A 26439-nucleotide genomic window follows, 5' to 3' on the forward strand; every position below is an offset into this window, starting at 1 on the left:
TTGCTTATGAGCAAGCTGTCTTCTGGACTTCTCGTTTTTTGTCCACAAAAAAAGCCCTCGCCACCTTGCGTTTTGCAAGGGACGAGAGCTGTACAAGCTTCCGCGGTTCCACCCTAGTTGACGCATCAAATTCATGCGTCCTCCTCCTAATCGGATAACGGCCGATTCCGTTTTTTCCTACTAAGCATTACTTTTCAGAAAAAAGCCTCTCAAGTGTTATTCACAATATACATTTTTGTAGGAAAGATTTCAGCCTAGGTCTTTCCCTCTCTTCTCCAATAGAGGTATCTGCTACTTGCTTGGTCATAAGCGGTTAATCATTTTTTGATTACCCTTTATGTTAGTCACAACAAAAGGCAATGTCAACTGTTTTTATTTTTTTTACAATACATTCGATAAAATAACAAATTCCATTACCTTTTTCCCACGAATTCTATTACTCAAGCATGGTAAAATAGCACAAGATAGGAGGAATCTGATGAGGACAAAACTTTTAAATATTAGTATCATCTTCGTACTAGTGTTAATGATCGCGATTCCAAGTATGAACAATATTCAAAGAGCACTAGCAGACACCAGTGATTTAAAAGTAACTGGAACGACTCTTCATTTACGTGAGGGACCTGGACTGTCTTATCCAATCATTACGACATTAGATGAGGGTGATTCGCTAACTTCTATTAGTCGTGAGGGTGACTGGATTCAAGTAAAAGCAGGCGATTACGAAGGCTGGGTAGCATCTTGGCTAACAGCTTCCATAAACGATAAACAAACGGTTGATAAAACGTTGATTTCACAAGTCGATCGTCTAAATATTCGTACTGAGCCTGACATATCTTCAGCAGTTCTTGGACAATTATCGATAGGCAGCCAAGCTAAACTCATTGAAAAAAATGGCGAATGGGCAAAAATAGATTGGAACGGACTAGTTGGGTGGGTATCTACTGACTATGTTACAATCAATGACCTGCCTGAAAAAAAGGCTAAATCTGAGGCTGAGGCTAATGAACCTAAAGTTGAGGTATCTGCAAAAAAAATCGGCAAAGATACAACATTTACAGTTTTAGTGGATGCACTTAATGTGCGCCAAAATCACGACTTAAATGCTAAAAAAATAGGCACAGCTTCAAATGGACAAACCTTTAAAGTGCTGGCTCAAGAACATAACTGGGTAAAAATTCAATATAACGATAATAAAGCAGGTTGGGTTTATAGCTTTTATGGTACTTTTTCAAATAAAGAAAAACCGACATCAAAATCTGCTTCTTCTTCCTCAGAGCTTGAATCTGTCACAATCATTTATAATGGGACAAACCTACGAACAGATTCAACAACAACTGCTGATGTTGTTGCACGTGTAGATGCTGGTGAAACCTACCCTATTGTAGGCGCTAAAAATGATTTTTATGAAATACAAGTAGATGACAAAACGGCATTTGTGGCGAACTGGGTCGTTACTACTACTTCGTCGAGCAAAGCCACTACTGCTAGTAAAAAAGATAAATCTGCACCACGCAAGAAAGGCACTTTAAATGGGCTAACGATCGTTGTAGATGCTGGACATGGAGGAAATGATCACGGCACGACCGGACAACGAGGCACAAATGAGAAGGAAATTACATTGAAAACGGCATCTCTTCTTGCTTCAAAGTTGAGTGCTGCTGGGGCAAATGTTGTCATGACTAGAGAATCTGATGAATATGTTGCACTTCGTAAACGCGTATCAATTGCGCACCAGTATGAGGCAGATGCTTTTATAAGTATTCATTATGATGCAACAGACGATAGCTCCATTAATGGCTTTACCTCATATTATATGAATAGTAATCAACAAGGTCTTGCAGAGGCAATAAATAAAGGACTTTCCAATAAAATCGATTTAAAGAATCGTGGAACCCAACAAGGAAATTATTTAGTTTTACGAGAAAATCGTCAACAAGCTGCTCTCATTGAGCTAGGCTACTTAAGTAATGGTAGTGAGGAACGTGTTATTACAAGTGCTAAATTCCGTGAACAAGCTACTCTCGGTATCTACCAAGGTATTTTAAATTACTTTAACGAAGTGCAATAAAAATCCATTATACTTTTTGCATGAGATAAATAAGCTGCAAAGGACAGTAGATTCGTACTTCCCTTGCAGCTTATTTATTTTTTACTAGTTCATTAAGAGTATATGACTCTTCCTTGATAGAAGCATTAGTTAATGGAACTGAATCAATTCAAGTTATGTTTATCTTCAGTACTCAAGTACTTACACTTGCTAAAACGAAAAAAGGCCTCCAACTCATAGTCTAAGAGTATAGAGGTCCTTTATGCGCTTATTTTTTCATTGTTGCTAGCGTAACCCATACAATTTCCCTCATACTAATGAATAATGGCGTACGGTTAACCTCTAAAACAATATCATCAGGTAATACAGAGATTAATTTTCCTTGCTGAATATTTTTCTTCGTTTGCACTACAATTACCTGACCAATCATCATATTAAGAGTTTCATATAAATATGGATTTGATATGCTTCCTACCTGCGTCATTCTTAAGACACTTCCTTCCTACAAAACTAACCATACTATTTAATGTATGAAGGAATCATAGGAAATGTACCATTTATTTAGATTCAAGAAGTATGGTGATAGGGCCATCATTTGTCAGTGCAACATCCATCATTGCACCAAAAATTCCTTTTTCCACATGTAAACCGTGTCCACATAAGGCATTATTAAAAGCCTCCCATAACGGTTCTGCAACTTCTGGTCTTGCTGCACTCGTAAAACTTGGGCGATTCCCCTTTTTCGCATCTCCATACAATGTAAATTGTGAGACGGATAGAATAGCTCCTCCATGCTCTAAAATAGAATGATTCATTTTACCATCAGCATCTTCCCAAAGGCGGAGATTTGCTACTTTTTTCGCTAAATAATCAACATCCTCTTGCGTATCCCCGTGTGTAATGCCAACAAGAAGAACATAACCGCTATCAATAGCTCCCGTTACTTTTCCGTCAACCGTAACAGAGGCTGCTTTACTACGTTGTAAAACTACTTTCATTTTTTAAAACCTCAATTCTCCTATTGTATGCAACAAAAAGTACATAACAAAGTTGCTTCTGCCTAACTAACGAATTAGTTAATAACACGTTGTACTGAATAGATATCAGGTGTTTGCTTAATACGTTCCACTACTTTATGCAAATGCGAAATATTTGAAATTGAAATTGTTAAATGAATCGTTGCCATTTTATCACGATCTGCACGACCACTCACTGCTAAAATATTCGTTTTTGTTTCGCTAACAATTTGCATGATTTCATTTAAAATTCCTGGTCTATCGAAAGCTGACACTTCAATATCGACAGGGTATTCTTTTTTCTCTGGAGTAAGCCCATGTTCCCATTCAACTTCTATTAAGCGCTCCTGCTCATCATCAACTTGAATATTTGGACAGTCAGCACGGTGCACTGAAACACCTCTTCCTTTCGTAATGAAGCCTACAATTTCATCTCCAGGAACTGGCGTACAGCAACGGGAAAGTCGAATTAGCATATTGTCGATATCTTTTACGATAACACCCGATTCCGTACGTTTTTGCGGAATAGGATTTTTCATTTTTTGCTCAATTTTCTCAAGTGCTTCTTCCTGTTCACGCTCTTTGCGGCGCTTTTCCGCTAGACGATTAGCAACTTGCTGAGCTGTAATTCCATTCACGCCGACAGCAGCATATAAATCTTCTTCATTTGTGTAGTTAAATTTTTCACATACTCGCTTCAAATTGTCCGCTGACATTGTTTCTTTTACATCAAAACCTTGAGCACGGATTTCCTTTTCTATCATCTCTTTACCTTTGATGATATTTTCCTCACGAAGATGACGTTTGAAAAATTGCTTTATTTTATTTTTCGCCTGAGAAGATTGAGCTATTTTCAGCCAATCACGACTCGGACCAAATGATTGCTTAGACGTTAAAATTTCAATAATATCTCCCGTTTTCAACGGTGTATCGAGCGGTACCATTTTACCATTAATTTTCGCGCCAATTGTACGATTTCCAACTTCTGAATGCACACGGTATGCGAAGTCGATAGGTACAGAGCCTGCTGGTAATTCAATGACATCTCCTTCAGGCGTGAAGACATAGACCATATCAGAAAATAAATCAAATTTTAAAGATTCCATAAACTCTTCAGCATTAGAAGATTCATTTTGGAATTCTAAAATTTCTCGGAACCACGTTAATTTTTGGTCGACATTTTGTTTTTCATTATCAACTTTTTTACCTTCCTTATACGCCCAATGCGCTGCAATCCCGTACTCGGCAATTTTATGCATTTCCTTCGTACGAATTTGAACTTCTAGCGGGTCACCATAAGGACCAATTACTGTTGTATGCAGGGATTGATATAGATTTTGTTTTGGCATCGCAATATAATCTTTAAAACGCCCTGGCATTGGCTTCCATAATGTATGCACAATCCCAAGTACGGCATAGCAATCTTTAATACTATCGACAAGTACACGAATGGCTAATAAATCATAAATCTCGTTGAATTGTTTCTTTTGTAACACCATCTTACGATAAATACTGTAAATATGTTTTGGGCGACCATAAATATCTGCTTCAATTTCAACATCTGTAAGCTGTGACTTCATCTCACCCATTACATTATCTAAATATGCCTCACGCTCATCACGTTTTTTCTTCATAAGACTGACAATGCGATAATATTGCTGTGGATTTAAATAACGAAGTGCCGTATCCTCAAGCTCCCATTTAACAGTCGAAATCCCAAGACGATGCGCAAGTGGTGCAAAAATTTCAAGCGTTTCTTTTGAAATACGGCGTTGTTTTTCGGCAGGTAAATGCTTTAACGTGCGCATATTATGTAGGCGGTCTGCCAGTTTAATCAAAATGACACGAATATCCTGCGCCATCGCAACAAACATTTTTCGATGATTTTCTGCTTGTTGCGCTTCTTTAGATAAATATTTAATTTTCCCTAGCTTTGTTACACCGTCTACAAGCACCGCAACCTCTTCGCCGAATTCACGAACCAAATCGTCACGCGTAAAATCCGTATCCTCAACAACATCATGCAAAAAACCAGCCGCAACTGTTGCAGGATCCATTTGCAATTCAGCTAAAATACCAGCTACTTGCACAGGATGAATAATATACGGTTCACCCGAGCTTCGGAATTGCTCAATATGGGCATCCCTTGCTAATTCATATGCTTTTTTCACGAATGCGACATTTTCCTCATTCATGTAGGATTTGACTAACTCAAAAACGTCCTCGGGAGTCAAAATTTGCTCTTTCGCCATAACATGTCCACCTTGCTCGTCAAATTTTTCAGATTAGATATAAACTTAATTGTATAAAATATTATGGGCTATTGTAAAGTAACTGTGTCATTTTGTTTAGTTATTCTCGTGAACAATGTGAGAAATGGGAAATATATTCTAGGAAATGAATAAAAAGACCCTTTGCGAATGCAATATTCCGCAAAGGGTCTCTTTCTATATCCATAGGTTATTTACTTAATTTATTATACGCTACAGCAATTTTTGACCCAACTACCGCATTATTTTTTACTAATGCAATATTGGCATCAAGGCTTTTACCTTCTGTTAATTCTTTCACTTTTCCAAGTAAGAATGGTGTCACGTTTTTACCGTGAATACCGTTTTCTTCTGCTTCTACTAAAGCTTTTTCAATGATTCCTGTAATGAATGCATTCTCAAGAGCTTCAGTCTCTGGAATTGGATTAGCAATAACAGCTCCACCTTTTAAGCCTAATTGCCATTTGGCACGTAGCATTTCTGCCACTTCTTCTGGCGTATCAATCTTGAAGTTTACAGCAAAACCACTTTGGCGTGTATAGAATGCTGGTAGCTCATCTGTACCGTATCCAACAACTGGTACACCTTTTGTTTCAAGATATTCTAAAGTTAAACCAATATCTAAAATTGACTTAGCCCCCGCACAAATTACAGCAACATTTGTTTGCGCTAATTCTTCTAAATCCGCTGAAATATCCATTGTTGTTTCTGCACCACGGTGTACGCCACCGATACCGCCAGTTACAAAAATTTCAATATTAGCTAGCTCAGCACAAATCATTGTTGCTGCTACAGTCGTCGCTCCTAATTTTTTGGTTGCTAAAAGATAGCCTAAGTCACGACGAGATGCTTTTGCTACGCCTTGAGCATTACCGAACATTTCAAGTTCTTCATCTGATAAACCAATTTTAATTTTACCATCGATTAAAGCAATTGTTGCTGGTACTGCACCATTATCACGAATAATTTGTTCTACTTCACGTGCTGTTTGAACATTTTGTGGATAGGGCATTCCGTGAGAAATAATTGTTGATTCTAATGCTACGATTGGTAAGCCTTTTGCTTGTCCTGCTTTTACTTCTTCTGATAATACGATGAATTCTTTCATGTTGTTATTCCTCCATTTCACTGTTTAACAAATCAACTGATAGCTCAGGTCTTACTGTATATGGGGATGCAAGCGTATTTTTGGCATTCGTTAAGCCTGCGTCAATACATGTTGCAAAGGATTGCCCAGTAAGCCAGCTGTGGATTACTGCACTTACAAAGGCGTCCCCGGCACCTGTTACATCTTCAATTTTTTCTATAGCTTTCGCCGCGTAATTGCTTGGCTTCGTTGTAACGGAAGCTGCATACACACCCTTGCTACCCGCTGTAATAATTACGTGGTCAGCACCTAATGTAAGAAGTTGCTGTAAAGCCTTTTCATAATGCACAGAGTTTTCGATTTTATGACCAACAATCGTCTCTGCCTCATCTGTGTTACAAATAAACCATGTTACACCTTGCAACGTATCAGGTAATCGATTCATTTTTGGCGAAGATACCGGTACGATGACAAACGGAATGTCACGGGCAATTGCAACCTGCTGTATGTAAGCCACTGTTTCCTTTGGACAGTTCAAGTCCATAATAAAGCAGCCTGCGTTCATGAGCATTGCCTCATGTTTTTTTAGCAAACTTGGCAATAAAAGATCATATACTTCCATATTTGCTACCGCTAATGCTAGCTCGCCCTGCTCATCCATAATCGCGGTATAGGAACCAGTCGAAGCGTCTGGTAACTGCTCTACATACCTTAAATTCATAAATGGCTCCGAAGCTTCTTGGATCACTTGCCAATCAGCATCTTTACCGGCAGTAGTCAGCAATGTTACTTGATGATTTAATCTGCCTAAGTTTTCAGCAATGTTTCGTCCAACACCCCCTACACTAAATGAAGAGCTTGCAGGATTAGATGTACCGAACTGGACATTCCCCTTCACATGAAATTTTCGGTCAAGATTTGCTCCACCGATACAAATGATTTCATTTTCCTCAGGTAAAATATACGCACGGCCTACAATTTTCCCCTGTTTCGTCAAGCTCGATACTAAATTAGCAAGGACTGGTCGAGACAGATTCATCTTATCGGCCATCTCTTGTTGAGACATAAACGGATTCTGGCGAATTAATGCAAGGACCGCCTGTTCTCTTTCATTCATAGCATCACCTTTTGTTATATTTGTTTACATTATAAACTTTTGTTTGGATGATGTCAAAAAATTTTTAATGAAAAAAGTTGAAACCAATATGATATTGGCTTCAACTTCATGTTGTGATAGCTATTGCTTCAATGAAATTAAGGTGTCAGGTAGTGCGAAAACGAAGCTGTTACGATGCAACAGCAACAAATGTTTTCTATACGTGAAATCAATAGCTGCGGAAATTCGGGTTTTGCTCCGTTCTTTGCTCCGTTAGCGGCGAATATCAATATTAGCTGACAAAATTTTGAGAACCGACGATAGTGAAGAGTATCGCCCTAAGCAAAGCCAGTAGCTAGTTCAAAACATGATGGGGCGTTTGTTTTTTCACGATGATGACAAATAAACTTGCCAATGCACAGAACATTCCAGCAAGGAAAAAGGCCCAAGTATATGAATTGAAAAACTTATAAATGAGGCCTCCACCATAGGCAGCAACTGCAGCTCCTGCTTGATGTGATGCGAAAATCCACCCATAAATAATGCCACTTTTATTCGTACCAAAAATTTGTCTAGAAATACTAATCGTTGGAGGTACTGTAGCAATCCAATCTAATCCATAAAATATTGTAAAGATTGTCAGTAAAGTTAGCGACCCTTGCGTTAATGCATACGGGAGTAAAAGCAGAGACATTCCTCTTAAAAGGTAATACCAAAACAATAACCATCGATTATCAAAACGATCAGACAGCCACCCGGATAAAGTAGTACCTACAAGGTTAAACACTCCCATAAAAGAAAGAAAGGATGCAGCGGTTACTAAAGGGACACCAAAGCTAATACAGTAAGAAACAAAATGAGTACCAACTAACCCACTGGTTGAAAGTCCACAAATAAAAAAACTTCCCGCTAATAGCCAAAATTCTTTCTTCCTTATTGCCTCAAATAAACCATTAAAAGCAATACTAATCGGATTTTTCTTATGATTCACTTGTTGCACTTCTAGATCTTCTTCCAGTCCATAAGGAAGAATCCCTATATCCTGTGGTTTATTTTTCATAAATATTGAAATGATGATGAACATAACAATACTTAGAATAAGCATTAAACCAATCGCCCATCGCCAAGAATGATTTTCAATAATAATCGCCAATAATGGTAAGAGAATTAACTGCCCTGTTGCAGTACTCGCCGTTAAAATCCCTACTGCCAATCCTCTACTTTTCACAAACCAATGATTAGCTACATAAGGACTTAACACCGTTAAAAAAAGACTTGCTCCTAAACCAATAATACCGCCCCATATAACGATTAACTGCCATGATTGAGTCATGAAAAGCGTAAGCATCATGCCAATAAATAATGTAGCCATTGCACCTAGCATCATTTTCTTTAATCCCGCTATTTCTAGTAACGCCGCCATAAACGGACCCGAAAAACCATATAAAAATAGACTCACTGCAAAAGCTAAAGCAATTATAGATCGATCCCAATTAAATTCTTTTTCAAAGGAGTCTATAAAAACTCCTGATGACGACATTGTAATCCCTGCAACAATAATGGAGAAAAAGGTTACGACTAAAATAAACCAGCTATAATGAATACGCCTCATCTTGACACCTTCAATTCTTATAAGTTTTTTTAATATGCTCTTTAATGAAAAAGATTACAGCTCAATTATATGTATATGCATGTATTACAAGGGCGAATGACTTCCTAAAATCATGTATATACATATATAATCTTAGTAATCACTTTTATTACTGTCAAGAAACATTTTCCAACTTAACAAAATAAATCAATAGGGCTACTATAATAGTGAACCAACTCGAAAAGGGGTACGGACCAATGAAGAATATAGATTACACACAAATATGTGTATGTGCAAACCTTCGAAAAAAAACGCGGCTCGTGACACAATTTTATGATAATTTACTACAGCCAACTGGCTTAAAAGTTACACAATACTCAATGCTAGCAAATATTGATCTTCAACAATCAGTTTCCATTAGTCGACTAGGTGAAATTTTACTGCTCGATCAAACAACCATTACACGTAATATTAATTTGTTAAAGCGCAATGGCTATGTAAATTTAACAAGAGATCCACAAGATGCTCGAGCAAAGGTCATTACACTAACTGATAAAGGGGTTGAAAAATTAAATGAGGCTGCTCCAATTTGGCAAGATATCCAAGAAAGAATTATCAATGATATCGGCTTAGAAAAATACAATGATTTTTATGAAACATTGAAAACTATCCAAAAAATAATTCAAACTAATGATAAAGAATAAAAACGAACCTAAACAAAAGAATCCATTTTGAAAAATGATTGTTCAAAATGGATTTTTCATAATTTCATGGATCACTACACCTTGCTGGATTACCACCAAATTTTGTTGCCGTAAAAGCATCAATTACCTAATATGACAAAGCTAACTCTCCCTTATTTTTGAATTTAAAAATTTTTAATGCTCACTATATCGATTAATCTCAAGAAAATAAAAAAACGCCACAAAAATGGAGGGCACTGAAAAAGTCTATATCTTCTCACATCGCGAGGTATTTAACGAGTAAATCGTTGAATACCTCGCTTTTTTCATTTGGCACTGTGACTCTACTGTTGTTTTCCGAAGCATTCCGCTCGCTTTCCGCGGGCGAGCGCCGAGCCTCCTCCTACGCTTCGCTTCGTGCGGGGTCTCGTCTGTCTCGCTTTCCCGCAGGAGTCGAGCGATGCTTCTCCAAACAACGCAATGTATCACACTATTATTTTAGTCATGCTTTCCTTTATAATAAAAGAATTAATGTGCAGGTAGTGCCCCCGATGATTTCAAATCAAGAAACCCTTAATTTAACACAAGGACCACGAAAAGAAGAAGACAAGTTTGAGTTTAATAAAGACGCTGGAATGTTTGTTTGTAAGGCCGGTCATCTCGCGACAAGAAAAGCACGTACGGGCAAAAAAGGAGCGAGTATGAGTCATATTATTTTGACATTGAAAAATGCAAAGTATGTCCAATGAGAGATGGCTGTTATAAAGAAGGCGCAAAAAGTAAAACATATTCTGTCACAATTAAGTCGGATACACATGCCGAACAAGAGGCATTTCAAAATACGGAAGCATTTAAGCAGTTAGCCGCAAATCGCTACAAAGTAGAAGCGAAGAATAGTGAATTAAAAACGGACACGGGTACGATACGGCATCGACTGCGGGTCTATTTGGCATGGAAATTCAAGGTGCTACAACGATATTCGCTGTCAATTTAAAACGGATATTAAAGCTATTAAACGAAAATAAATAAGGAATAAGGAATAGAGACAGAAATAAGGCACTTCCTGTTCAAAATTGAACAAGAAATGCCTTATTTTTATCTGAGAAAGGTTCGCTTTTATGAAAACGTAAGTTTTTCAGTGCCCTCCAAAAATGTGACGCTTTTCATATTATTGTATGACTCTTCTGCAAAACGAGAGATTGATTTCCGTTCCGGCTGAGCGCTTTCCCAGGGGGACGTCAGTCTTCACTTCAATCAACCAAATCATTTTTTAATATTCAATAAGTGTTTTTATGTTTAAGTCGCCAAGTTTTGCACGACCATTGAGCTCTTTTAACTCGATTAGGAAGGCACAACCCACAACTTGACCGCCTAATTGTTCAACTAAACGCACTGTCGCTTCAACTGTACCGCCAGTCGCAAGTAAATCATCACAGATTAATACTTTTTGCCCTGGTTTAATTGCATCTTTGTGCATTGTTAGCGTATCTTTACCGTACTCAAGACCGTAGTCAGCACTTATCACTTCACGTGGTAATTTTCCTGGCTTACGAACAGGCGCAAAACCAATTTCAAGCGCATAAGCAACTGGACATCCGATAATGAAGCCACGTGCCTCAGGACCTACCACAATTTCAGCACCTAATTCTTTTGCGTAACTTACGATTTGGTCTGTTGCATACTTGTATGCAGCACCATTATCCATAATTGTTGTAATATCTTTGAAGCTAATGCCCTCTTTCGGCCAGTTTTCAACCGTTGTTACGTATTGCTTTAAATCCATGTTATTGTTCCTCCTACGAAACTTAATCGTATATTAATGTAATCGTTCATCAAACCATTGTTTTAATTCTATATAAGGGGCATATACTAGCTTTTGCTCCATTTCAATCTGTTCTGAACGCTGTTTGTAAGACGGTGCCTCTGTAAGTGCCTGTTTTGGTGCATTCACGTTGACAGTCGTCAGTCCACTCTCCATTTTAACAAAATCAAGTTCAAAAAACACCTGTGTCATAAATTTTAATGCGTCTAACGGCCAACCTGTATGTTGAGCCAATTCCGCCAAATGCATATTTAATGGAAAGGCAGGGCGATTTTTTAAAAACTTATAATACCAGGAGAATTGCTCACGTGTAGGCAATCCATTGAAGTACTGAGAATCAGGCATATAAAAATGTGCATATATACGGGAAGGAGCAGTTTTTCGTAAGACACTTTCTAACATTTGAACATTTTGTGGCAAATCCAGTAGGACGATATAATTGCTTTGTTCTACATTTGAAAGCGTAGGATCCACTGTTAGGATTGGTACACCAATTAACGACTGGTAGTAGGTAACCGTTTCTGAACGGAAGGCGATAAATGTCGCCTCCTCTTTTGGAACCGTATTTAACCAGCGGGATGTTTGGCGAATACCACGAATATCAAATAATTGCCATTCAGTCGTTTGGACATCCTCAATCATAAATTGTGCTTTTTTACGTCCTTGCCATTCGTTAATTTGTAAATCCCCTGTAAATGATACTTTAATTCCATATGTTAATTCGTCGTGTAAATGTCCTTTATTGAATCCAACACTATCCAATTTTTCATAGCCATCCGTCAATTCCATTTTTATATGATTTTCTGCTGCTCCAATTTTCCGCATGGAGGATATCTCCACATCCTCGAGCACATAAACAGGCTTCGGAAAATCAGTACCATATGGACCAAGCGTCGAAATTTCTTCAATAGCATCCGCTGAAATTTCATCCATTTTTAGCGGTATGTCAATATTGAGTACAGGTGTCAATTGTTCCTCTGATAAACACGCTCTTGCTTGATCATCTAAGCGTGACCTTAACTCATCCACATGCTCAATGGATAATGTCATCCCTGCTGCCATAGGGTGCCCACCAAAATGAGGTAATATATCTCGATTCTTCGCTAATTCATTATATAAATGGAAGCCTTCAATACTACGAGCTGAGCCTTTAGCTGTTCCTTTTTCATAGTCAAGTGACAGTACAATCGTAGGACGATAATAGAGCTCTACAAGTCGAGACGCGACGATCCCTACTACCCCAGCATTCCAGCCTTCTCCAGCAATAACTAACACGAGTGAATCCCCGATTTTTTTATCTGATTCAATGAGAGCTATCGCCTCATCTGTAATACTCTTTACTATATCTTTGCGTTCACTATTACACGTATTAAGCTGCTTCGCTAATGCTATTGCTTTAGCGTTATCCTCAGCCATTAATAGCTCGACGCCTGGCGCCGCTTCTCCTAGTCGACCAACTGCATTTAAGCGCGGTCCAAAGTAAAAACCGATTGTTTCTTCGTTAATTTTTGCTTGTTCTGCACTGGCTACTTCACACATTGCTTGTACCCAAGGGCTGAGTGATCGGCGCATTTCTTCTATTCCGCGTTTTACTAGGTAGCGATTTTCATCAACTAATGGTACTAAATCCGCTACTGTTCCAACAGCTACGTATTCCATTAAATGCGTTGGCAATTCTCCATATAGAGCATGCGCTAACTTAAAAGCTACCCCCACACCGGCAAGCTCGCCAAATGGATAATGTCCTTCTGGTATACGAGGATGTAAAATAATATCGGCAGGCGGTAATTCATCGCCTGGTTCATGGTGATCCGTAACGATAACATCCATTCCTAGTTCCTTCGCGACACGAATCGGTTCAATACCTGAAATACCATTATCAACGGTTATAATTAGCTGAACGCCCTCTTCATGTGCTTCACGAAATAGCGCTTCATTCGGGCCATAACCGTGAATAAATCGATTTGGTATTTTAAACGATACATCGGCACCGAGATCAAGCAACACATTCAGCATGACTGTCGTGCTTGAGACACCATCGCAATCATAATCTCCATAAACTAGGATTTTTTCTCCATTATCAAGCGCTTGCTCAATACGTGCTACAGCTTCTGCCATACCTTGCATTAAAAACGGATCATGGATACTTGTTTCTGTCATATTTAATAAACTCTCTGCATCAGCAGTTGTTTCACAGCCACGCGCTGCTAAAATTTTTGCTGCAATTGCAGAAAGTTGTAGGTCATTTTGTAATGTTTGGACAAGCTTAGCGTCTGGGCGCTCTACTCGCCATCTCTTTTTTGATAGAATCATCTTTTCACTTCCTCACGAAAGCTATTATACCGAAAATCTAGCCTATCCGCACTATCTGTCAGATTGATAGTTTTAACCATCAGATTTTTACCCGATGAAAGCAATCAGAGCGACAAATAGAACCGTCAAAGCCTTGGAATCAGTCTCAACAGAAAAAAGCCTACTCCATTAAAGAGTAGACTTGTGAATCACATCTTTTGAAGCAGACACTAACGCTTCAATTTTCTCCAAATTACCTTCATGCAATGCTGTCACGATCGCACTGCCAACGATTACACCATCACTAAGTGACCCCATATTTACCACTTGCTCTGGCGTTGATATTCCAAAGCCAGCTAGTACTGGTATTTGACTGGCTTCACGTAAGCGAGCAAAATGATCATGTAAATCATTCGCAAAGGTTGTACGAGCCCCTGTGATTCCATTGACTGTCACAGCATAGACAAAGCCTTGACTGGCAGCCGCGATACGTGCAATTCGCTCTGGAGGACTTGTTAACGATACAAGTTGAACGATGTCGATACCATGAGGATTTAATGTATCACATAAAACGGCACTTTCTTCAAGCGGTACATCTGGAACTATTAATCCTTTAACGCCCCCAGCTACACAAGCCTTCGCAAAAGCCTCTAACCCAAAAGCTAAAACAGGATTAAAATAAGTCATAACAACTAACGGAACTTGAATTTCTTTTTGAAATGAAGCTAATACTTCTAGCACTTTACGTAATGTCACACCTTGTGCTAAAGCCCGTTCACCTGCTTGCTCTATCGTAGGTCCATCCGCTACAGGATCCGTGAACGGTATACCAACTTCAATGGCCGTTACAGCCATTTGCTGTAGCTTCAAAATCGTAGGCTTCAAAGTTTCTAGCCCTCCATCACCGGCCATAATATATGGTATAAATGCTTTATTCCCAGCGATTTTCGCTTCTTCAATTACCTGCTGTAATGTTGTCATAACATATCTCCTCCTAATACTTTACGGACAGTATGAACATCCTTATCTCCTCGGCCAGATAAGCACACAACTATTATGTCATCTGTAGACATTGTCTTCGCAAGTTTTGCTGTATAGGCAATGGCATGAGAGCTTTCTAGTGCAGGTAGTATACTTTCTGTTCTACACAGTAACTGCAAACCATCAAGTGCTTCATTGTCTGTAATCGCATCAAATTTAACGCGCCCAATATCATGTAAATAGCAATGCTCTGGGCCCTTCCCTGGATAATCTAGACCAGCTGAAATAGAATGTGCTTCTTGTACGAAGCCATTTTCATCTTGTAATAAATACATGTATGCACCGTGTAAAACGCCTAGCTGTCCACCGGTAATTGCTGCTGCATGCTTTCCTGTCTCAATACCACTACCTGCAGCCTCTACCCCGTATAGCGCAACAGTTTCATCGTCGACAAAAGGATGGAACATACCGATTGCATTACTACCACCACCGATACAAGCAACAACTGCATCTGGTAAACATCCTTCTTTAGCTAAAATCTGCTCCCTAGTTTCAACACCAATTACACGCTGGAAATCCCTCACGATTTTCGGGAATGGATGCGGTCCTAAAGCTGATCCTAAAATATAATGAGTATCTTCAACATTTGTCACCCAGTAGCGCAACGCAGCATTGACAGCATCCTTTAATGTTTTTGAACCTGTTTCTACAGACTCTACTTTTGTACCGAGCAACTCCATGCGAAACACATTCAACTGTTGGCGTTTTATATCCTCGGCACCCATAAATACAACACATTCAAGATTCAATAATGCACATGCAGTTGCCGTAGCCACTCCATGCTGTCCTGCACCTGTTTCCGCCACTATTTTCCTTTTACCCATTCGTTTAGCAAGAAGCGCTTGACCAATCGCATTATTAATCTTATGGGCTCCAGTATGATTTAAATCTTCACGCTTTAAATAAACCTTCGCGCCGCCTAGCTCTTTTGTTAAATTTTCAGCGTAATACAATGGCGTCTCACGACCAACGTATTGTTGTAAATAATAGGCCAATTCCTCAGTAAAAGTTTGATCATTCATTGCCTCATCATAGGCTGTCTCTAATTCCAACAAAGCGGTCATTAATGTTTCGGGAACAAATTGTCCACCAAATTTTCCATAACGCCCTTCCGTCGGTACACTATTTGCAATTGAATTCACCATTATGCTCTCCCTTTCTCACTGCCTGTAAAAATGCATTTATTTTGGCTATGTCTTTTACACCGTCTGTCTCTACACCACTCGATACATCTACCATAAATGGCGACACAAGTGATACGGCTTCTTCTATATTTTCAGCTTGCAAACCACCTGCTAAAATTAGCTTTTCTCGCGGAATCCCTACCGTCTCTAAAAAGGTCCAATCAAACGTGTGACCACTACCACCTTTAAAATCTGTCCCTGGTGCATCAAATAAGTAATAGTCTGCATCATATTTAGCAGCAGCCTGAACATCATTAACACCTCTTACAGACAAAGCTTTAATAGCCGGGTAACCTTGCTGACGAATAAACTCCGGAGATTCTTCTCCGTGGTACTGCACATAATCTAATGGCACACTTTCTACCGCTGTGCGTAACTCCTCTATGCTTGGATTGACAAAAACGCCGATTTTCAAAACGCCCTCCGGTACATGTTTTGCTAGTTGCTGTGCCTGTTCAACCGTCACTCGTCGTTTACTTGGCGCAAAGACAAAACCAATGGCATCTGCTCCTACCCCTATTGCTGCCTGCACATGCTGTTGTTCCTTCAGTCCACAAATTTTCACCTTCGTCATACAGATGCACCTACCTTATTGACCTGTAAACTTTTTAGCGTAATACCTGGATTACCACTGCGCATTAATGACTCACCTACAAGAACGCCACTAGCTCCCATAGCCGCCACCGCTTTAGCGTCTTCTTGCGTCCAAATCCCACTTTCACTTATTAAAACTTTCTCTTCTCCGAACGGAAAAGCTTTAGAAATTTCACGTGTTCGCTCTAAGTTCACTTCAAACGTACGTAAATCTCGATTATTGACGCCAATCAGCTTGGCACCAATTGCAATAGCACGTTCAAGTTCCTCTAAATCATGCACCTCCACTAATACCTCTAGATTTAAGCTTATTGCATAGCTATATAAATCGCGTAATGCCTCATCTGTTAACGCGGCTACAATTAGTAGAATAATAGATGCACCTGCTGCCTTTGCAAATCGAATTTGAACACGCTCAATCATAAAGTCCTTACAAAGAAGTGGTGTTTGAACAGCATTTGCAACTGCGGCTAAATCATCAAAGGAGCCTTTAAAAAACTTTTTATCTGTTAAAACAGAAATGGCCGCTGCTCCAGCTTCTACATAAGTTTTTGCCTGCGCCACTGGATCTGCCCCTTGTGCGATTAGCCCCTTTGAGGGGGAGGCGCGCTTCATTTCAGAAATAACCTGTAATGTCTCAGCCTTTCTCAATCGTTCAAATAAAGATGGTCGTAGCTTTTCTGTAAAATTAGCTAACGGATCGGGCTGTTCAAGTAAAGCACTAACTTCTATCCTTTTTTGTTCAAGAATTTTATTTAAGATATTCATTGTTGGACCTCCACTCTGTTAATATGCTCACTATAAGCAACGACTGCCTCTAATTTTTGAAGGGCACGCCCGCTGAAAATACTATCCTTCGCCATTTCTACACCTTCTTTAACGGTTTCAGCAATTCCATAGCTGAACAAACCAATACCGGCATTCAATAAAACTGTGTCAAAGTAAGCACTTTGTTCACCAGCTAATAATTGACGCATAATTGCTGCATTTTCATCCGCATTGCCTCCTCGAATGGCCTCTATTGGTGCATAGCTAAGACCCGCATCCTCTGGAGTTAAAGAAAAAGGAATCAAGTCTCCTTTATCTACTAAGACAAAAGTATTTTGGCCAGCTAATGACGCCTCGTCTAAACCTAGTGGCCCAGAAACGACCATTGCACGTTTACGCCCGAGCATTTGTAATACGGAAGCATACTCCATGACAAAATTCGGACGGTTAATGCCGGTAAATTGCGTCGATAAAGGCACTGGATTCGTAAGTGGACCGACAAGATTAAATATAGTTGGCTTGCCTAGTGCGCGACGTACCTCACCAATTCGCTTTAATTTTGGATGGACATTTGGCGCATATAAAAAGGCAATTCCTTCTTTCTCTAATAGCTCAACAGTTTGCTCAATGGAAATATTCGTATGAATACCGAGTGCTTCCAAAACATCAGCGCTTCCTGATGCCGAAGAAATTTTACGATTACCGTGCTTCGCCATTTTGACACCTGCCCCTGCTAACACAAAGGCGCAAGCCGTACTTATATTAAATGTATTAAGACCATCACCACCAGTGCCACAATTATCCATATAGATACCTGCTTTTGCTGGTACGTCTAGTGCAAACGAACGCATAATGGTAGCTAATGCCGCTACTTCATGTGCTGTTTCACCTTTGACAGATAATGCCGTTAAAAAGCTTGCGATTTCTTCCTTCGGTGTGTCATTTTGGAACATCCATGTTGCTGCCTGTAGCATTTCCTCATACATTAAATGCTCTCGTCGTTGTACTTTTTGACGAATATCTTCCATTAATGTGAGCCTCCTTCTTTTTCAAGTAGCTGCAAAAATTCCTGCTCGTCCTCTTCTATTTGTGTTAAACTTTCATCGACATTTGTGTATTTGGTCACCGTTACAGTTGTTTGCATATGCATCGTTTCATTTTCTATAACAATGGATTTCCCTGTTAAAGCAAAATCAAGATGACCGTTAAAACCAATAAATCCAAGTGCTCCTCTTAAAGTTCGACTAGATTTTTCTAAATAGTCCTTTGCCTGATCCTTTGGAATAACTGTTGATGCAAAGGATGGTAATGTCGCAGCTAATACATCAAGTGCATGAAGCATCGGTAATATTTGTCCTTCAACTCTCGATGTCATGTGTAACGCATGCTTTGAACGCTCAATTCTCATCGCCTCTATGATTTGAATGGAATCTCGGAAGCACACAGACTGTAATTCTTGTTGCACCGCTGAAACAAGTACAGCATGTGACTTCCTTATATTTGTGTTTTCATAGAGCTTTCGTTCAAGTTCTAAATCTTCACCTTTTGTGGAACCTCTAGGAAATGTCCCCTCTGTTGGTATCGCCATCACACGCTCACCTTTTACACGAATTAAGCTTTCAGGAGATGTTCCTAAAACAACATGATCCTCAAACTCTACATAATACATATACGGGGCAGGTTGTTTTTTACGGAATTGACGATATAAAGCGAAAGCATCTCCTTGTAAATTTGCTAACAAACGCTTTGATAGGACGACCCTTGTCATATTTTCATCTAATGTAGCCTTGATAGATGTTAGAGTTGTTGTAAATTGTTCATTCGTAGACGATTCAAAAGTTTCATAACTACAACTTTTATCCTCATCCTCTCTACCTTTTAAAAGCTGCTCTGCCAACTCTTCTAAATTAGGTTCTTTTTTTTCTGCATCAATATTCGTATAAATTAAAGTAACCTCATCTGTTACATGATCAAACACAATGATCGTCTCATACACATGGAAATGCACATCTGGTAGTTGCACTTTATCCTGATCAGTCGATAATGTTGTTATGGCATCACGACCAACATAGCCAACCGCTCCGCCTGAGAATGGGAATTGTATCGTATTGGAAATGCGTGGCATTAATCTTTTCAATAATACAAACATGTCGCCCTTATGTGTATAGGTGTTTCCGGTCTTATGTGAATATTCCTGAACTTCGTCTCCAAAGCCTTTATACGTTTTTCTTGGATTAGCGCCAATAAAAGAAAAACGACCTGCTCCTTCATGCTGTGCTGAACTCTCAAGCAGAAATTTATACTTCCCTTGTAGGCGTCTAAAAATTAAAATCGGTGTTAAAGAATCACCATTAATGGTTTTCATTATTGTTCTTGAACTCGTAGATAGCATAGTGACCAAGCTCCTTTTCTTAAAAATCCACTACCATTGGACTTACAAATGTTTAGCAGCTGAATCGGTATTTGTTGAATAAAAGGGGCATCAACATAGCGTAAGGTTGCTTTCCGTTCCGGCTGGGCGCTTTCCTGGGGGCGTCCGATGAGCCGCTTCACTCGCGATGCTCGCTCCAGGGTCTCATCTGTGACGCTGATCCCCAAGGAGTCGCCCAGCCTCCACTCCAATCAACTATTTGCATGGTGTACGTTTTAACAAAATGTCACCCCTAATTTCTGATAATGGACAAAAATTTATTAGAAATCACAAAGTGTAGTGTTGATTTCTGTTCCCTTGGGGGATGATGTTTTTTGCACGAAAGCGAAGCATTCATCCCCCTGTAATTAAAAACAACAAAAAAAGTCCTCTGCAAAAAGGATTTTTCCTAATTGCAGAGGACGATCAAGACCGCGTTGCCACCTCATATTAGAGCATATTTGCTCTCCCTTATGTGCTCAACCTTAGTTCGTCAATAAAATTGACATACCTTTTTCTTTAATGGCAAAAAGATTTGTCTAAGTCGAAGCACCCCCTATAACGTGGGGAATCCGTTCGCTATCATCAATTTCGCCTTGGCGTAATAACATCCAGGGACATTCATTTCATTCAGTAGGTGTTTGTAAACCTACTGGATGAAGATCATTAGCGACTCTCATAAGTCCATTCACATAAGCTACAAATCAGTTCGCACCATCCACTGACTCTCTAAATTGCCCACTTATGCTACTACTCTTATTCAACAATTTCTCAGCTATTCTCATCTAAACTCAGCTCATCTGTTCTAAGGCTGACCTCGCTCCCGAGACCAACTACCTTGTATCGAACAAAAAAGTTAGCCTTATTTTATGCTAAACTTCAAAAATTGTCAATCAATTCAGAGAAAAAGGAAATGTTGAAAGAACTTTTGAATTTATAAAATAAGAACCTACTTCAAATTATAGTGAATTCATACCTTTAACTTCATTCAAGTTAATAAATTCGTAGCGAAAGCAAAATATCTACCGCCTTCGCGTAAAAAACATCTATTGGCTATAAGTCTCCGGCGGATGCTACGGAATTAAGGGGCAAAATTTAAAAAGAATCTGCTGCTTTCTAAGAAAGTAACAGATTCTTTTTATAAGAAAACAGGGAAAGAAATGTTTCCTTTCCCTGTTTACAGACTTATGCTAAACAGTAGGTTCGTCAGTACCCCATTGTTTTTTCTCTTTTTTGTGTATTTGCCCATCTGATTTTTTCATTTCACGAACTTTAAGTGAATACCAGATTTGTGCAGCAATACAAATGGAAGAATACATACCTGTGATTAAACCAATCAATAACGCGATTGAGAAGTTTTGAATCGACGGTGCACCTAAAATAAGAAGTGCCACGGTAACGATAATAACCGTTAACACTGTGTTAACAGATCGACCCATCGTTTGACGTAATGATTTGTTAACGATATCCGCTAACACTTCACGGTCTTTAATCGTATCATATCGATCTAAGTTTTCACGCATCCGGTCAAACGTTACGATCGTATCGTTAATCGAATAACCGACAATTGTCAGTACAGCTGCAATAAACGTAATATCGACTTCTAAGCGCATAAAGCTAAATACAGCAACTATTAAGAATACGTCATGTAGTAACGAGACAATTGCTCCAACACCCATGCGCCATTCGAAACGAATCGCTACGTAGATAATGATACCGATAGCTGCAAATGATAATCCTTTAATAGCATTTTTCACAAGCTCTTTACCGACAGTTGGTGATACTGTACTTACGCCAGGTTCATGACCATATTTTTCGCTCGCTTCTTTTTTGAATTTTAAAATTTCTGCTTGCGATAGATCATCTTTATAACGGATAACCGCAGAGTTGTTCTTTTCACCTGCCAAAACGATATCTTCAGATGGGAAGCCGATGCTATCTAAGTATTTAGATACTTCTTCTTTAGTTAAAGTTTGATCCGTTTCAATTTGCACACGAGTACCACTTTGGAAGTCAATACCAAGGTTTAGACGGAATATACCAAGAACCACTAAACCGGCTACAAGAATAGCTAATGAGAATGTATAGAATTTCTTACGGTTGTGTACAAAGTCAAAACGATCAAATTTCGTTGATAAATCTAATGTTCCGATATTTTCATCTAAGCTATGCTGTTTAGATTTGGCAATACCAAACCACGCTGGATTGTTGAAATAGCCACTGTTGACTAGTAAACCTAATAGTACACGAGAGCCCCAAACAGCAGTTAAGAAGCTTAGTAAAATACTAATAATTAAAGTTGTTGCAAACCCTTTTACAGAGCTTGTCCCGAATTGGAATAATACAGCAGCTGCTAATAATGTAGTTAGCTGTGCATCAACAATTGCTGATAAAGATTGCTTCGAGCCAATTTGGAACGCTTGTTTAACTGAATAACCTACTCGTAGTTCTTCACGAATACGCTCCGCTGCTAAAATATTCGCATCAACTGCCATCCCTATACCGAGCACGATAGCTGCAATACCTGGAAGTGTTAACACGGCATTAATCCAATCGAATACAACTAGTACTAGGAATGTGAAAATCGCAAGTGTAATAATGGATATAAAGCCAGGTAAACGATAGTAGAATAGCATAAATAAGAAAATTATTACTACGCCCACAACACCTGCGAAAATTGTACTTTTCAGTGCTTGGTCACCAAATTGTGCACCTACTGAAGTAGAATAAATTTCATTAAGCTTTACTGGTAGTGCTCCAGCATCTAAAATACCCGCTAGATTTTTTGTTTCTTCAACTGTGAAATTCCCGCTAATCATTACATCTGTTGTATTTAATGTTTGAGTAACTGTTGCTGCAGATGCATAGCGAGGCTTCGCTTTTTGTGATTCAGCTTTATACGAATCAACACCTTCTTCAAAGTCTAACCATACAACGAGTAAATTTTGACCTGCTGGTTTAGCAGCAATTTTACTAGTTACATCAGCAAATTTCTTCGCATCTTTTAATGTTAGGGAAACAATTGGACGATTTTGCTGGTCAAAAGAATCCTTAGCGCCACCTGGCTTTAAGTCATTACCATCCAGCAATATATTGTCATCGACATCACGGAATGTTAAATTTGCAGTTGTAGACAATAATTTACGTGCTGATTCTTGGTCTTCAACACCCGCTAATTGCACACGAATTCGATTTTTGTCTTCAACCTGAATGCTCGGTTCACTTACTCCGATAGCATTTATACGTTGGCTAAGCGCTGTTGCTGTTGCCGACAAAACACCCTGTGTAATTTCTTCTCCCTTGTGTAATTCTTTCACCTCATAAAGAACCTCAAACCCGCCCTGTAAGTCAAGACCTAGCTTAATGTCCTTTAAGACGCCGCCTACAGTCGTACCGATGGTTGCTGTAAAAATAACCATTAGTAGTACGAATGCAACTATACGACTTTTTAGTTTCATTTATAAATCCTCCTCGAATTGTGTAAGGCAAGTCCTTACACTACAAACAAGTATAATAGCAAGTCCTTTTGAAACGTTTATTCCTCCTTTTCCTTTAGAATAATGTTGCCTGTGCTTCAAAGGTTGCTCTACTTATTTCAATCGTTCATAACGCGCAAATTTATCCCTGTATTTGTATAGGTGTAATCCTCCAAATTTACAAAAGAATTATTAGGAGGTTTTTGAATAAATATACTTATACAAATAAAAAAAGCGCAACACACTCATTATGAAACACGTTGCGCTTGGTGTCAATTCAACACTTTTAGTATTCTTTTATTATTTGACAAATTTCACACTTTCTTCTTAAGTTTTAACCGGACCAAGTAGCATTTTTAACTCTTCCGTATTTAATTCTGTAAACCAATCATTACTTTGTAAAAATTCTACTTGATTAAATGATACGATATCGGATGGTGATACTGAAAAAATAGTGGAGATAATTTCATGTATACGTAATTGTTCAATATTTTTTTTGCGCCATTTTTTTTCTATACAGAAACGCCATAGCTCTTCTGCTGTAATCGCATCGTATTGATAATGTTTAAACTCTTCCATCTTACTATCAATTGCAGGACGAATTTTTTCAAATAGTTGCTCATACTGCATACTCATTTTGAATCATCTCCAATCAAAGTTGTATCGTAAGACATGTCTGCATACAAATAGTGTAAATGAATTTTTGTGGCTTGAGAAGGGACGGATGGCATGAGTTCTTTTGTACGGGGTACACTATTTTTAATGTTCGTAATTTTTTTATCGAAACTCTTTGGCTTCTTTTATAGAATGCAGTTTATGCGTATCGCTGGTGAAGAGGCAGTCGGCATTTATATGACCGTCTATCCGGCGTTCATTTTCTTCATCTCACTCATTCAACTTGGACTACCTATCGCTGTGGCAAAAATTGTAGCAGAGTTACTAGCAAAAAACAAACGCGAAGGCATCTATGGTGTTATGCGTACGGCTACACTTTGGTCATTTATTGGAATGATCATCTTTATGCCGATTGTTGCACTTACTATACCATATATATCGACTACTCTTTTACATAATGAACAAACAACATTCACGCTTTGGATTGCACTCTTTGCTGTACCAGTGTCAGTTGGTTCTGGATTATTGCGCGCTTATTTACAGGGTATTGCGAAAATTACACCAACAGCTTGGGCTCAAATGATTGAACAAATTATTCGCATTAGCTTCATCACATTTACACTGCCGTTTGTCGCTGCCTATGATAACGCTGCCGTTACAGCCGCCACTGCTATGGGTATTACGCTTCTAGCTGAAGTTGTTGCTTTCTTGTATTTGTGGATGCATTATATTGTCTCAAAGAAAAGATTATTGACACGGAAAAACAAAATCGAGGCTTATCCTGCCTCCCCGATGTTACGGATTGCCCTTCCTTCTGCAGGAAGCAGGCTATTTGGATCTTTTACTTGGTTTTTAGAGCCAATCATTTTTTTAAAGGCCTTAACAATGGCTGGATTGACGGCCTCCGCAGCAACCATTTTATATGGGGTTATTTCGGGTGTACTAGTCCCACTATTATTATTCCCAGCCTTTGTATCTGCTGCACTTTCGATTGTCCTTATACCGGCTGTTAGTGATGCCGTTGCACGCCAACATATACCGCTTCTACAGGAACGCATTTCTGTATCATTACGACTATCATCCTTAGTGGGCTGTGTGGCTGCAACGTACTTTTTCGTTCATGGAGACGACTTAGCTATGAAGCTCTTTCACTTACAAGAAAATCGTGGGTATGTGAAAATATTGGCCCCCATTTTTTATTTTTATTATATACAGAGTCCATTGAATTCTATTTTACAAGCAATCGGTGAGGCTCGTGCAGCAATGATGAACTCCATTTATGGAGGTCTTGGTAAACTTTTTGTTATGTTCGTACTTGCTTCTCAGCCTGGAATACAAGAAAAAGGTGCCGTTGTAGCAATTGGCTTTGGCGTTTTATTAACTTCATTCTTGCATATCGCAACAGTAAGACAGCGCAAAAATTTGCGTGCTGGCTTTAGAATGTTTGTAGTGCCATATAGCTGCTTTATTGCTGTTTGTGTTACTCAGTATTTCCTGATGCAAATAATGCCACTGCCCTTTATTTTAAGTAGCTGTGTAACCTTATTTTTACTATTTACTTTCTTACTATTTACCAATCAGTTGCGCATAACTGATTTGCGCTACCTTCGTAAGCTGGCCAAGAAAGTTTAAGATTCTTTCAGCTGGATATGAAGCCGATCTTCCTCCCAAACACAAAAAAATACAGTGTTACTATCTGTAATATTATTTTTAGCAAGCTCTGCCATTAACCAATCAGTATCTTTATGCAAGACCTTTAAATGCCTATCCTGAATATCACCGTCGATAATAAGTGGGTAAACAAATGCCTTTTCATCTTTTTGGTATACGGACAAATTGCCGGAGGGCTCTAGATAGGCATAAGCAATATCTGTAACGGAAGCATTTCCGTTTTCGCGTAATTGTTGACACAAATCATCTAAATTATAGCGTTGCTTGCGCATTTCACTTTCTAAAATGACACCATCCCTTATAAGCAATACTGGATCACCATCAACTAGGTCACGGAATCTTTTATTTTTGAGTGAAATATATGCCGTTATTATTTGAATGAAAAACAATATGATGATGGGTAAAATTACTTTAAATAAAGGACTTTCGAAATCATCAAGTGCAAATGCAGCAACCTCAGCCATTAAAATGGATACGACTAAATCTATTACAGACAATTCGCCGACCTCACGTTTACCCATTAAACGAAAAATTACTAGGATAAACACATATAAAAAGCATGTTCTAAAAATAATCGTAAAATATTCTTCCATGCAGTCACCCCCAATTTATAAGGTGACCGTATACGTTACTTTTTATACAAAAAAGCCTTGTCAAAAATGAATTCTGCATTTTGACAAAGCTTTACATATAGTGTAAGGCGTTGTCCACTTTTTGGACAACGCCTTTAAGATTAATTTCGCCTTGGCGTAATTGGCCTGAATTTTGAATTG

At 38.8% G+C, this 26439-nt stretch carries 20 protein-coding genes, 1 pseudogene and 2 other annotated features; of the genes and pseudogenes, 4 read left to right on the forward strand and 17 right to left on the reverse strand.

Features of this window, described 5'->3' with window-relative positions:
• Positions 1–74: 74 nt before the first annotated feature.
• Positions 75–316: a binding site (T-box leader), on the reverse strand.
• A 162-nt stretch (positions 317–478) separates the two neighbouring features.
• Positions 479–2071: an N-acetylmuramoyl-L-alanine amidase family protein gene (locus tag MY533_RS15425; RefSeq protein ID WP_248716660.1), complete on the forward strand. Its 1593-nt coding sequence runs from the start codon at positions 479–481 to the stop codon at positions 2069–2071.
• A gap of 247 nt (positions 2072–2318) precedes the next feature.
• On the opposite strand, the gene MY533_RS15430 is transcribed toward MY533_RS15425, so the two are convergent.
• The 6 genes from MY533_RS15430 to MY533_RS15455 all read right to left on the reverse strand — a co-directional run bounded on the left by MY533_RS15430 (position 2319) and on the right by MY533_RS15455 (position 9131).
• Positions 2319–2534, reverse strand: coding sequence for a DUF2642 domain-containing protein (locus tag MY533_RS15430; RefSeq protein WP_132356954.1), 216 nt, complete (start codon positions 2532–2534; stop codon positions 2319–2321).
• Between the two features lie 73 nt (positions 2535–2607).
• Positions 2608–3048, reverse strand: coding sequence for a D-aminoacyl-tRNA deacylase (dtd, locus tag MY533_RS15435; RefSeq protein ID WP_248716661.1), 441 nt, complete (start codon positions 3046–3048; stop codon positions 2608–2610).
• A 74-nt stretch (positions 3049–3122) separates the two neighbouring features.
• Entirely contained in the window at positions 3123–5318 is a 2196-nt protein-coding gene (locus MY533_RS15440; protein ID WP_132356956.1) for a RelA/SpoT family protein, read from the reverse strand.
• A gap of 208 nt (positions 5319–5526) precedes the next feature.
• Positions 5527–6444: a pseudouridine-5'-phosphate glycosidase gene (locus MY533_RS15445; RefSeq protein WP_248716662.1), complete on the reverse strand. Its 918-nt coding sequence runs from the start codon at positions 6442–6444 to the stop codon at positions 5527–5529.
• Between the two features lie 4 nt (positions 6445–6448).
• Entirely contained in the window at positions 6449–7540 is a 1092-nt protein-coding gene (locus MY533_RS15450; protein ID WP_248716663.1) for a carbohydrate kinase, read from the reverse strand.
• A gap of 334 nt (positions 7541–7874) precedes the next feature.
• Positions 7875–9131: an MFS transporter gene (locus MY533_RS15455; RefSeq protein ID WP_248716664.1), complete on the reverse strand. Its 1257-nt coding sequence runs from the start codon at positions 9129–9131 to the stop codon at positions 7875–7877.
• 236 nt (positions 9132–9367) lie between these two features.
• On the opposite strand from MY533_RS15455, the gene MY533_RS15460 reads away from it, so the two are divergent.
• Positions 9368–9814, forward strand: a complete 447-nt coding sequence (locus MY533_RS15460) for a MarR family winged helix-turn-helix transcriptional regulator (protein WP_248716665.1) — start codon at positions 9368–9370, stop codon at positions 9812–9814.
• Positions 9815–10371: 557 nt separating this feature from the next.
• Positions 10372–10822, forward strand: a pseudogene (locus MY533_RS15465) (transposase); the annotation flags it as partial.
• A gap of 241 nt (positions 10823–11063) precedes the next feature.
• On the opposite strand, the gene MY533_RS15470 reads toward MY533_RS15465, so the two are convergent.
• The 10 genes from MY533_RS15470 to MY533_RS15515 all read right to left on the reverse strand — a co-directional run bounded on the left by MY533_RS15470 (position 11064) and on the right by MY533_RS15515 (position 24016).
• On the reverse strand, positions 11064–11576 hold the full coding sequence (locus tag MY533_RS15470) for an adenine phosphoribosyltransferase (RefSeq protein ID WP_132356963.1): 513 nt from the start codon (positions 11574–11576) through the stop codon (positions 11064–11066).
• A gap of 33 nt (positions 11577–11609) precedes the next feature.
• Positions 11610–13928, reverse strand: a complete 2319-nt coding sequence (gene recJ, locus MY533_RS15475; RefSeq protein ID WP_248716666.1) for a single-stranded-DNA-specific exonuclease RecJ — start codon at positions 13926–13928, stop codon at positions 11610–11612.
• Positions 13929–14096: 168 nt separating this feature from the next.
• Positions 14097–14888, reverse strand: coding sequence for a tryptophan synthase subunit alpha (gene trpA / locus MY533_RS15480; protein WP_248716667.1), 792 nt, complete (start codon positions 14886–14888; stop codon positions 14097–14099).
• On the reverse strand, positions 14885–16093 hold the full coding sequence (trpB, locus tag MY533_RS15485) for a tryptophan synthase subunit beta (protein ID WP_248716668.1): 1209 nt from the start codon (positions 16091–16093) through the stop codon (positions 14885–14887). The genes trpA and trpB overlap by 4 nt, the downstream gene beginning before the upstream one ends.
• Positions 16071–16706, reverse strand: coding sequence for a phosphoribosylanthranilate isomerase (locus MY533_RS15490; protein ID WP_248716669.1), 636 nt, complete (start codon positions 16704–16706; stop codon positions 16071–16073). The genes trpB and MY533_RS15490 overlap by 23 nt, the downstream gene beginning before the upstream one ends.
• Entirely contained in the window at positions 16703–17494 is a 792-nt protein-coding gene (trpC, locus tag MY533_RS15495; protein ID WP_248716670.1) for an indole-3-glycerol phosphate synthase TrpC, read from the reverse strand. Before trpC ends, MY533_RS15490 begins: the two co-directional genes overlap by 4 nt.
• Positions 17491–18522, reverse strand: a complete 1032-nt coding sequence (gene trpD, locus MY533_RS15500; RefSeq protein ID WP_248716671.1) for an anthranilate phosphoribosyltransferase — start codon at positions 18520–18522, stop codon at positions 17491–17493. Before trpD ends, trpC begins: the two co-directional genes overlap by 4 nt.
• Positions 18522–19886 carry a chorismate-binding protein gene (locus tag MY533_RS15505; RefSeq protein WP_248716672.1) on the reverse strand — a complete coding sequence of 455 codons (1365 nt, stop codon included), beginning with the start codon at positions 19884–19886 and terminating at the stop codon, positions 18522–18524. The genes trpD and MY533_RS15505 overlap by 1 nt, the downstream gene beginning before the upstream one ends.
• A gap of 433 nt (positions 19887–20319) precedes the next feature.
• Positions 20320–20677: a binding site (T-box leader), on the reverse strand.
• 417 nt (positions 20678–21094) lie between these two features.
• Positions 21095–23362 carry a protein translocase subunit SecDF gene (gene secDF, locus MY533_RS15510; protein WP_248716673.1) on the reverse strand — a complete coding sequence of 756 codons (2268 nt, stop codon included), beginning with the start codon at positions 23360–23362 and terminating at the stop codon, positions 21095–21097.
• Positions 23363–23707: 345 nt separating this feature from the next.
• A complete protein-coding gene (locus MY533_RS15515) occupies positions 23708–24016 on the reverse strand; it encodes a post-transcriptional regulator (protein WP_132356972.1) in 309 nt (102 codons plus the stop codon).
• A gap of 93 nt (positions 24017–24109) precedes the next feature.
• Between MY533_RS15515 and MY533_RS15520 the strand changes: the two genes are divergently transcribed.
• Positions 24110–25627, forward strand: coding sequence for a putative polysaccharide biosynthesis protein (locus tag MY533_RS15520; protein WP_248716674.1), 1518 nt, complete (start codon positions 24110–24112; stop codon positions 25625–25627).
• Here MY533_RS15520 and MY533_RS15525 read toward each other — a convergent pair.
• The gene (locus MY533_RS15525; protein ID WP_248716675.1) at positions 25624–26259 is read right to left on the reverse strand and encodes a DUF421 domain-containing protein; all 636 of its coding nucleotides are present in this window, start codon (positions 26257–26259) and stop codon (positions 25624–25626) included. The two genes, MY533_RS15520 and MY533_RS15525, sit on opposite strands and share 4 nt — an antisense overlap.
• Positions 26260–26439 lie beyond the last annotated feature (180 nt).

This window comes from Lysinibacillus sp. Ag94, assembly GCF_023242215.1.
Taxonomy (GTDB): domain Bacteria; phylum Bacillota; class Bacilli; order Bacillales_A; family Planococcaceae; genus Lysinibacillus.

Coding starts and splice junctions, on each gene's coding strand:
- MY533_RS15425 (WP_248716660.1), top strand. CDS start 479: ATGAGGACAAAACTTTTAAATATTAGTATCATCTTCGTACTAGTGTTA.
- MY533_RS15430 (WP_132356954.1), bottom strand. CDS start 2,534: ATGACGCAGGTAGGAAGCATATCAAATCCATATTTATATGAAACTCTT.
- dtd (WP_248716661.1), bottom strand. CDS start 3,048: ATGAAAGTAGTTTTACAACGTAGTAAAGCAGCCTCTGTTACGGTTGAC.
- MY533_RS15440 (WP_132356956.1), bottom strand. CDS start 5,318: ATGGCGAAAGAGCAAATTTTGACTCCCGAGGACGTTTTTGAGTTAGTC.
- MY533_RS15445 (WP_248716662.1), bottom strand. CDS start 6,444: ATGAAAGAATTCATCGTATTATCAGAAGAAGTAAAAGCAGGACAAGCA.
- MY533_RS15450 (WP_248716663.1), bottom strand. CDS start 7,540: ATGAATGAAAGAGAACAGGCGGTCCTTGCATTAATTCGCCAGAATCCG.
- MY533_RS15455 (WP_248716664.1), bottom strand. CDS start 9,131: ATGAGGCGTATTCATTATAGCTGGTTTATTTTAGTCGTAACCTTTTTC.
- MY533_RS15460 (WP_248716665.1), top strand. CDS start 9,368: ATGAAGAATATAGATTACACACAAATATGTGTATGTGCAAACCTTCGA.
- MY533_RS15470 (WP_132356963.1), bottom strand. CDS start 11,576: ATGGATTTAAAGCAATACGTAACAACGGTTGAAAACTGGCCGAAAGAG.
- recJ (WP_248716666.1), bottom strand. CDS start 13,928: ATGATTCTATCAAAAAAGAGATGGCGAGTAGAGCGCCCAGACGCTAAG.
- trpA (WP_248716667.1), bottom strand. CDS start 14,888: ATGACAACATTACAGCAGGTAATTGAAGAAGCGAAAATCGCTGGGAAT.
- trpB (WP_248716668.1), bottom strand. CDS start 16,093: ATGGTGAATTCAATTGCAAATAGTGTACCGACGGAAGGGCGTTATGGA.
- MY533_RS15490 (WP_248716669.1), bottom strand. CDS start 16,706: ATGACGAAGGTGAAAATTTGTGGACTGAAGGAACAACAGCATGTGCAG.
- trpC (WP_248716670.1), bottom strand. CDS start 17,494: ATGAATATCTTAAATAAAATTCTTGAACAAAAAAGGATAGAAGTTAGT.
- trpD (WP_248716671.1), bottom strand. CDS start 18,522: ATGGAAGATATTCGTCAAAAAGTACAACGACGAGAGCATTTAATGTAT.
- MY533_RS15505 (WP_248716672.1), bottom strand. CDS start 19,886: ATGCTATCTACGAGTTCAAGAACAATAATGAAAACCATTAATGGTGAT.
- secDF (WP_248716673.1), bottom strand. CDS start 23,362: ATGAAACTAAAAAGTCGTATAGTTGCATTCGTACTACTAATGGTTATT.
- MY533_RS15515 (WP_132356972.1), bottom strand. CDS start 24,016: ATGAGTATGCAGTATGAGCAACTATTTGAAAAAATTCGTCCTGCAATT.
- MY533_RS15520 (WP_248716674.1), top strand. CDS start 24,110: ATGAGTTCTTTTGTACGGGGTACACTATTTTTAATGTTCGTAATTTTT.
- MY533_RS15525 (WP_248716675.1), bottom strand. CDS start 26,259: ATGGAAGAATATTTTACGATTATTTTTAGAACATGCTTTTTATATGTG.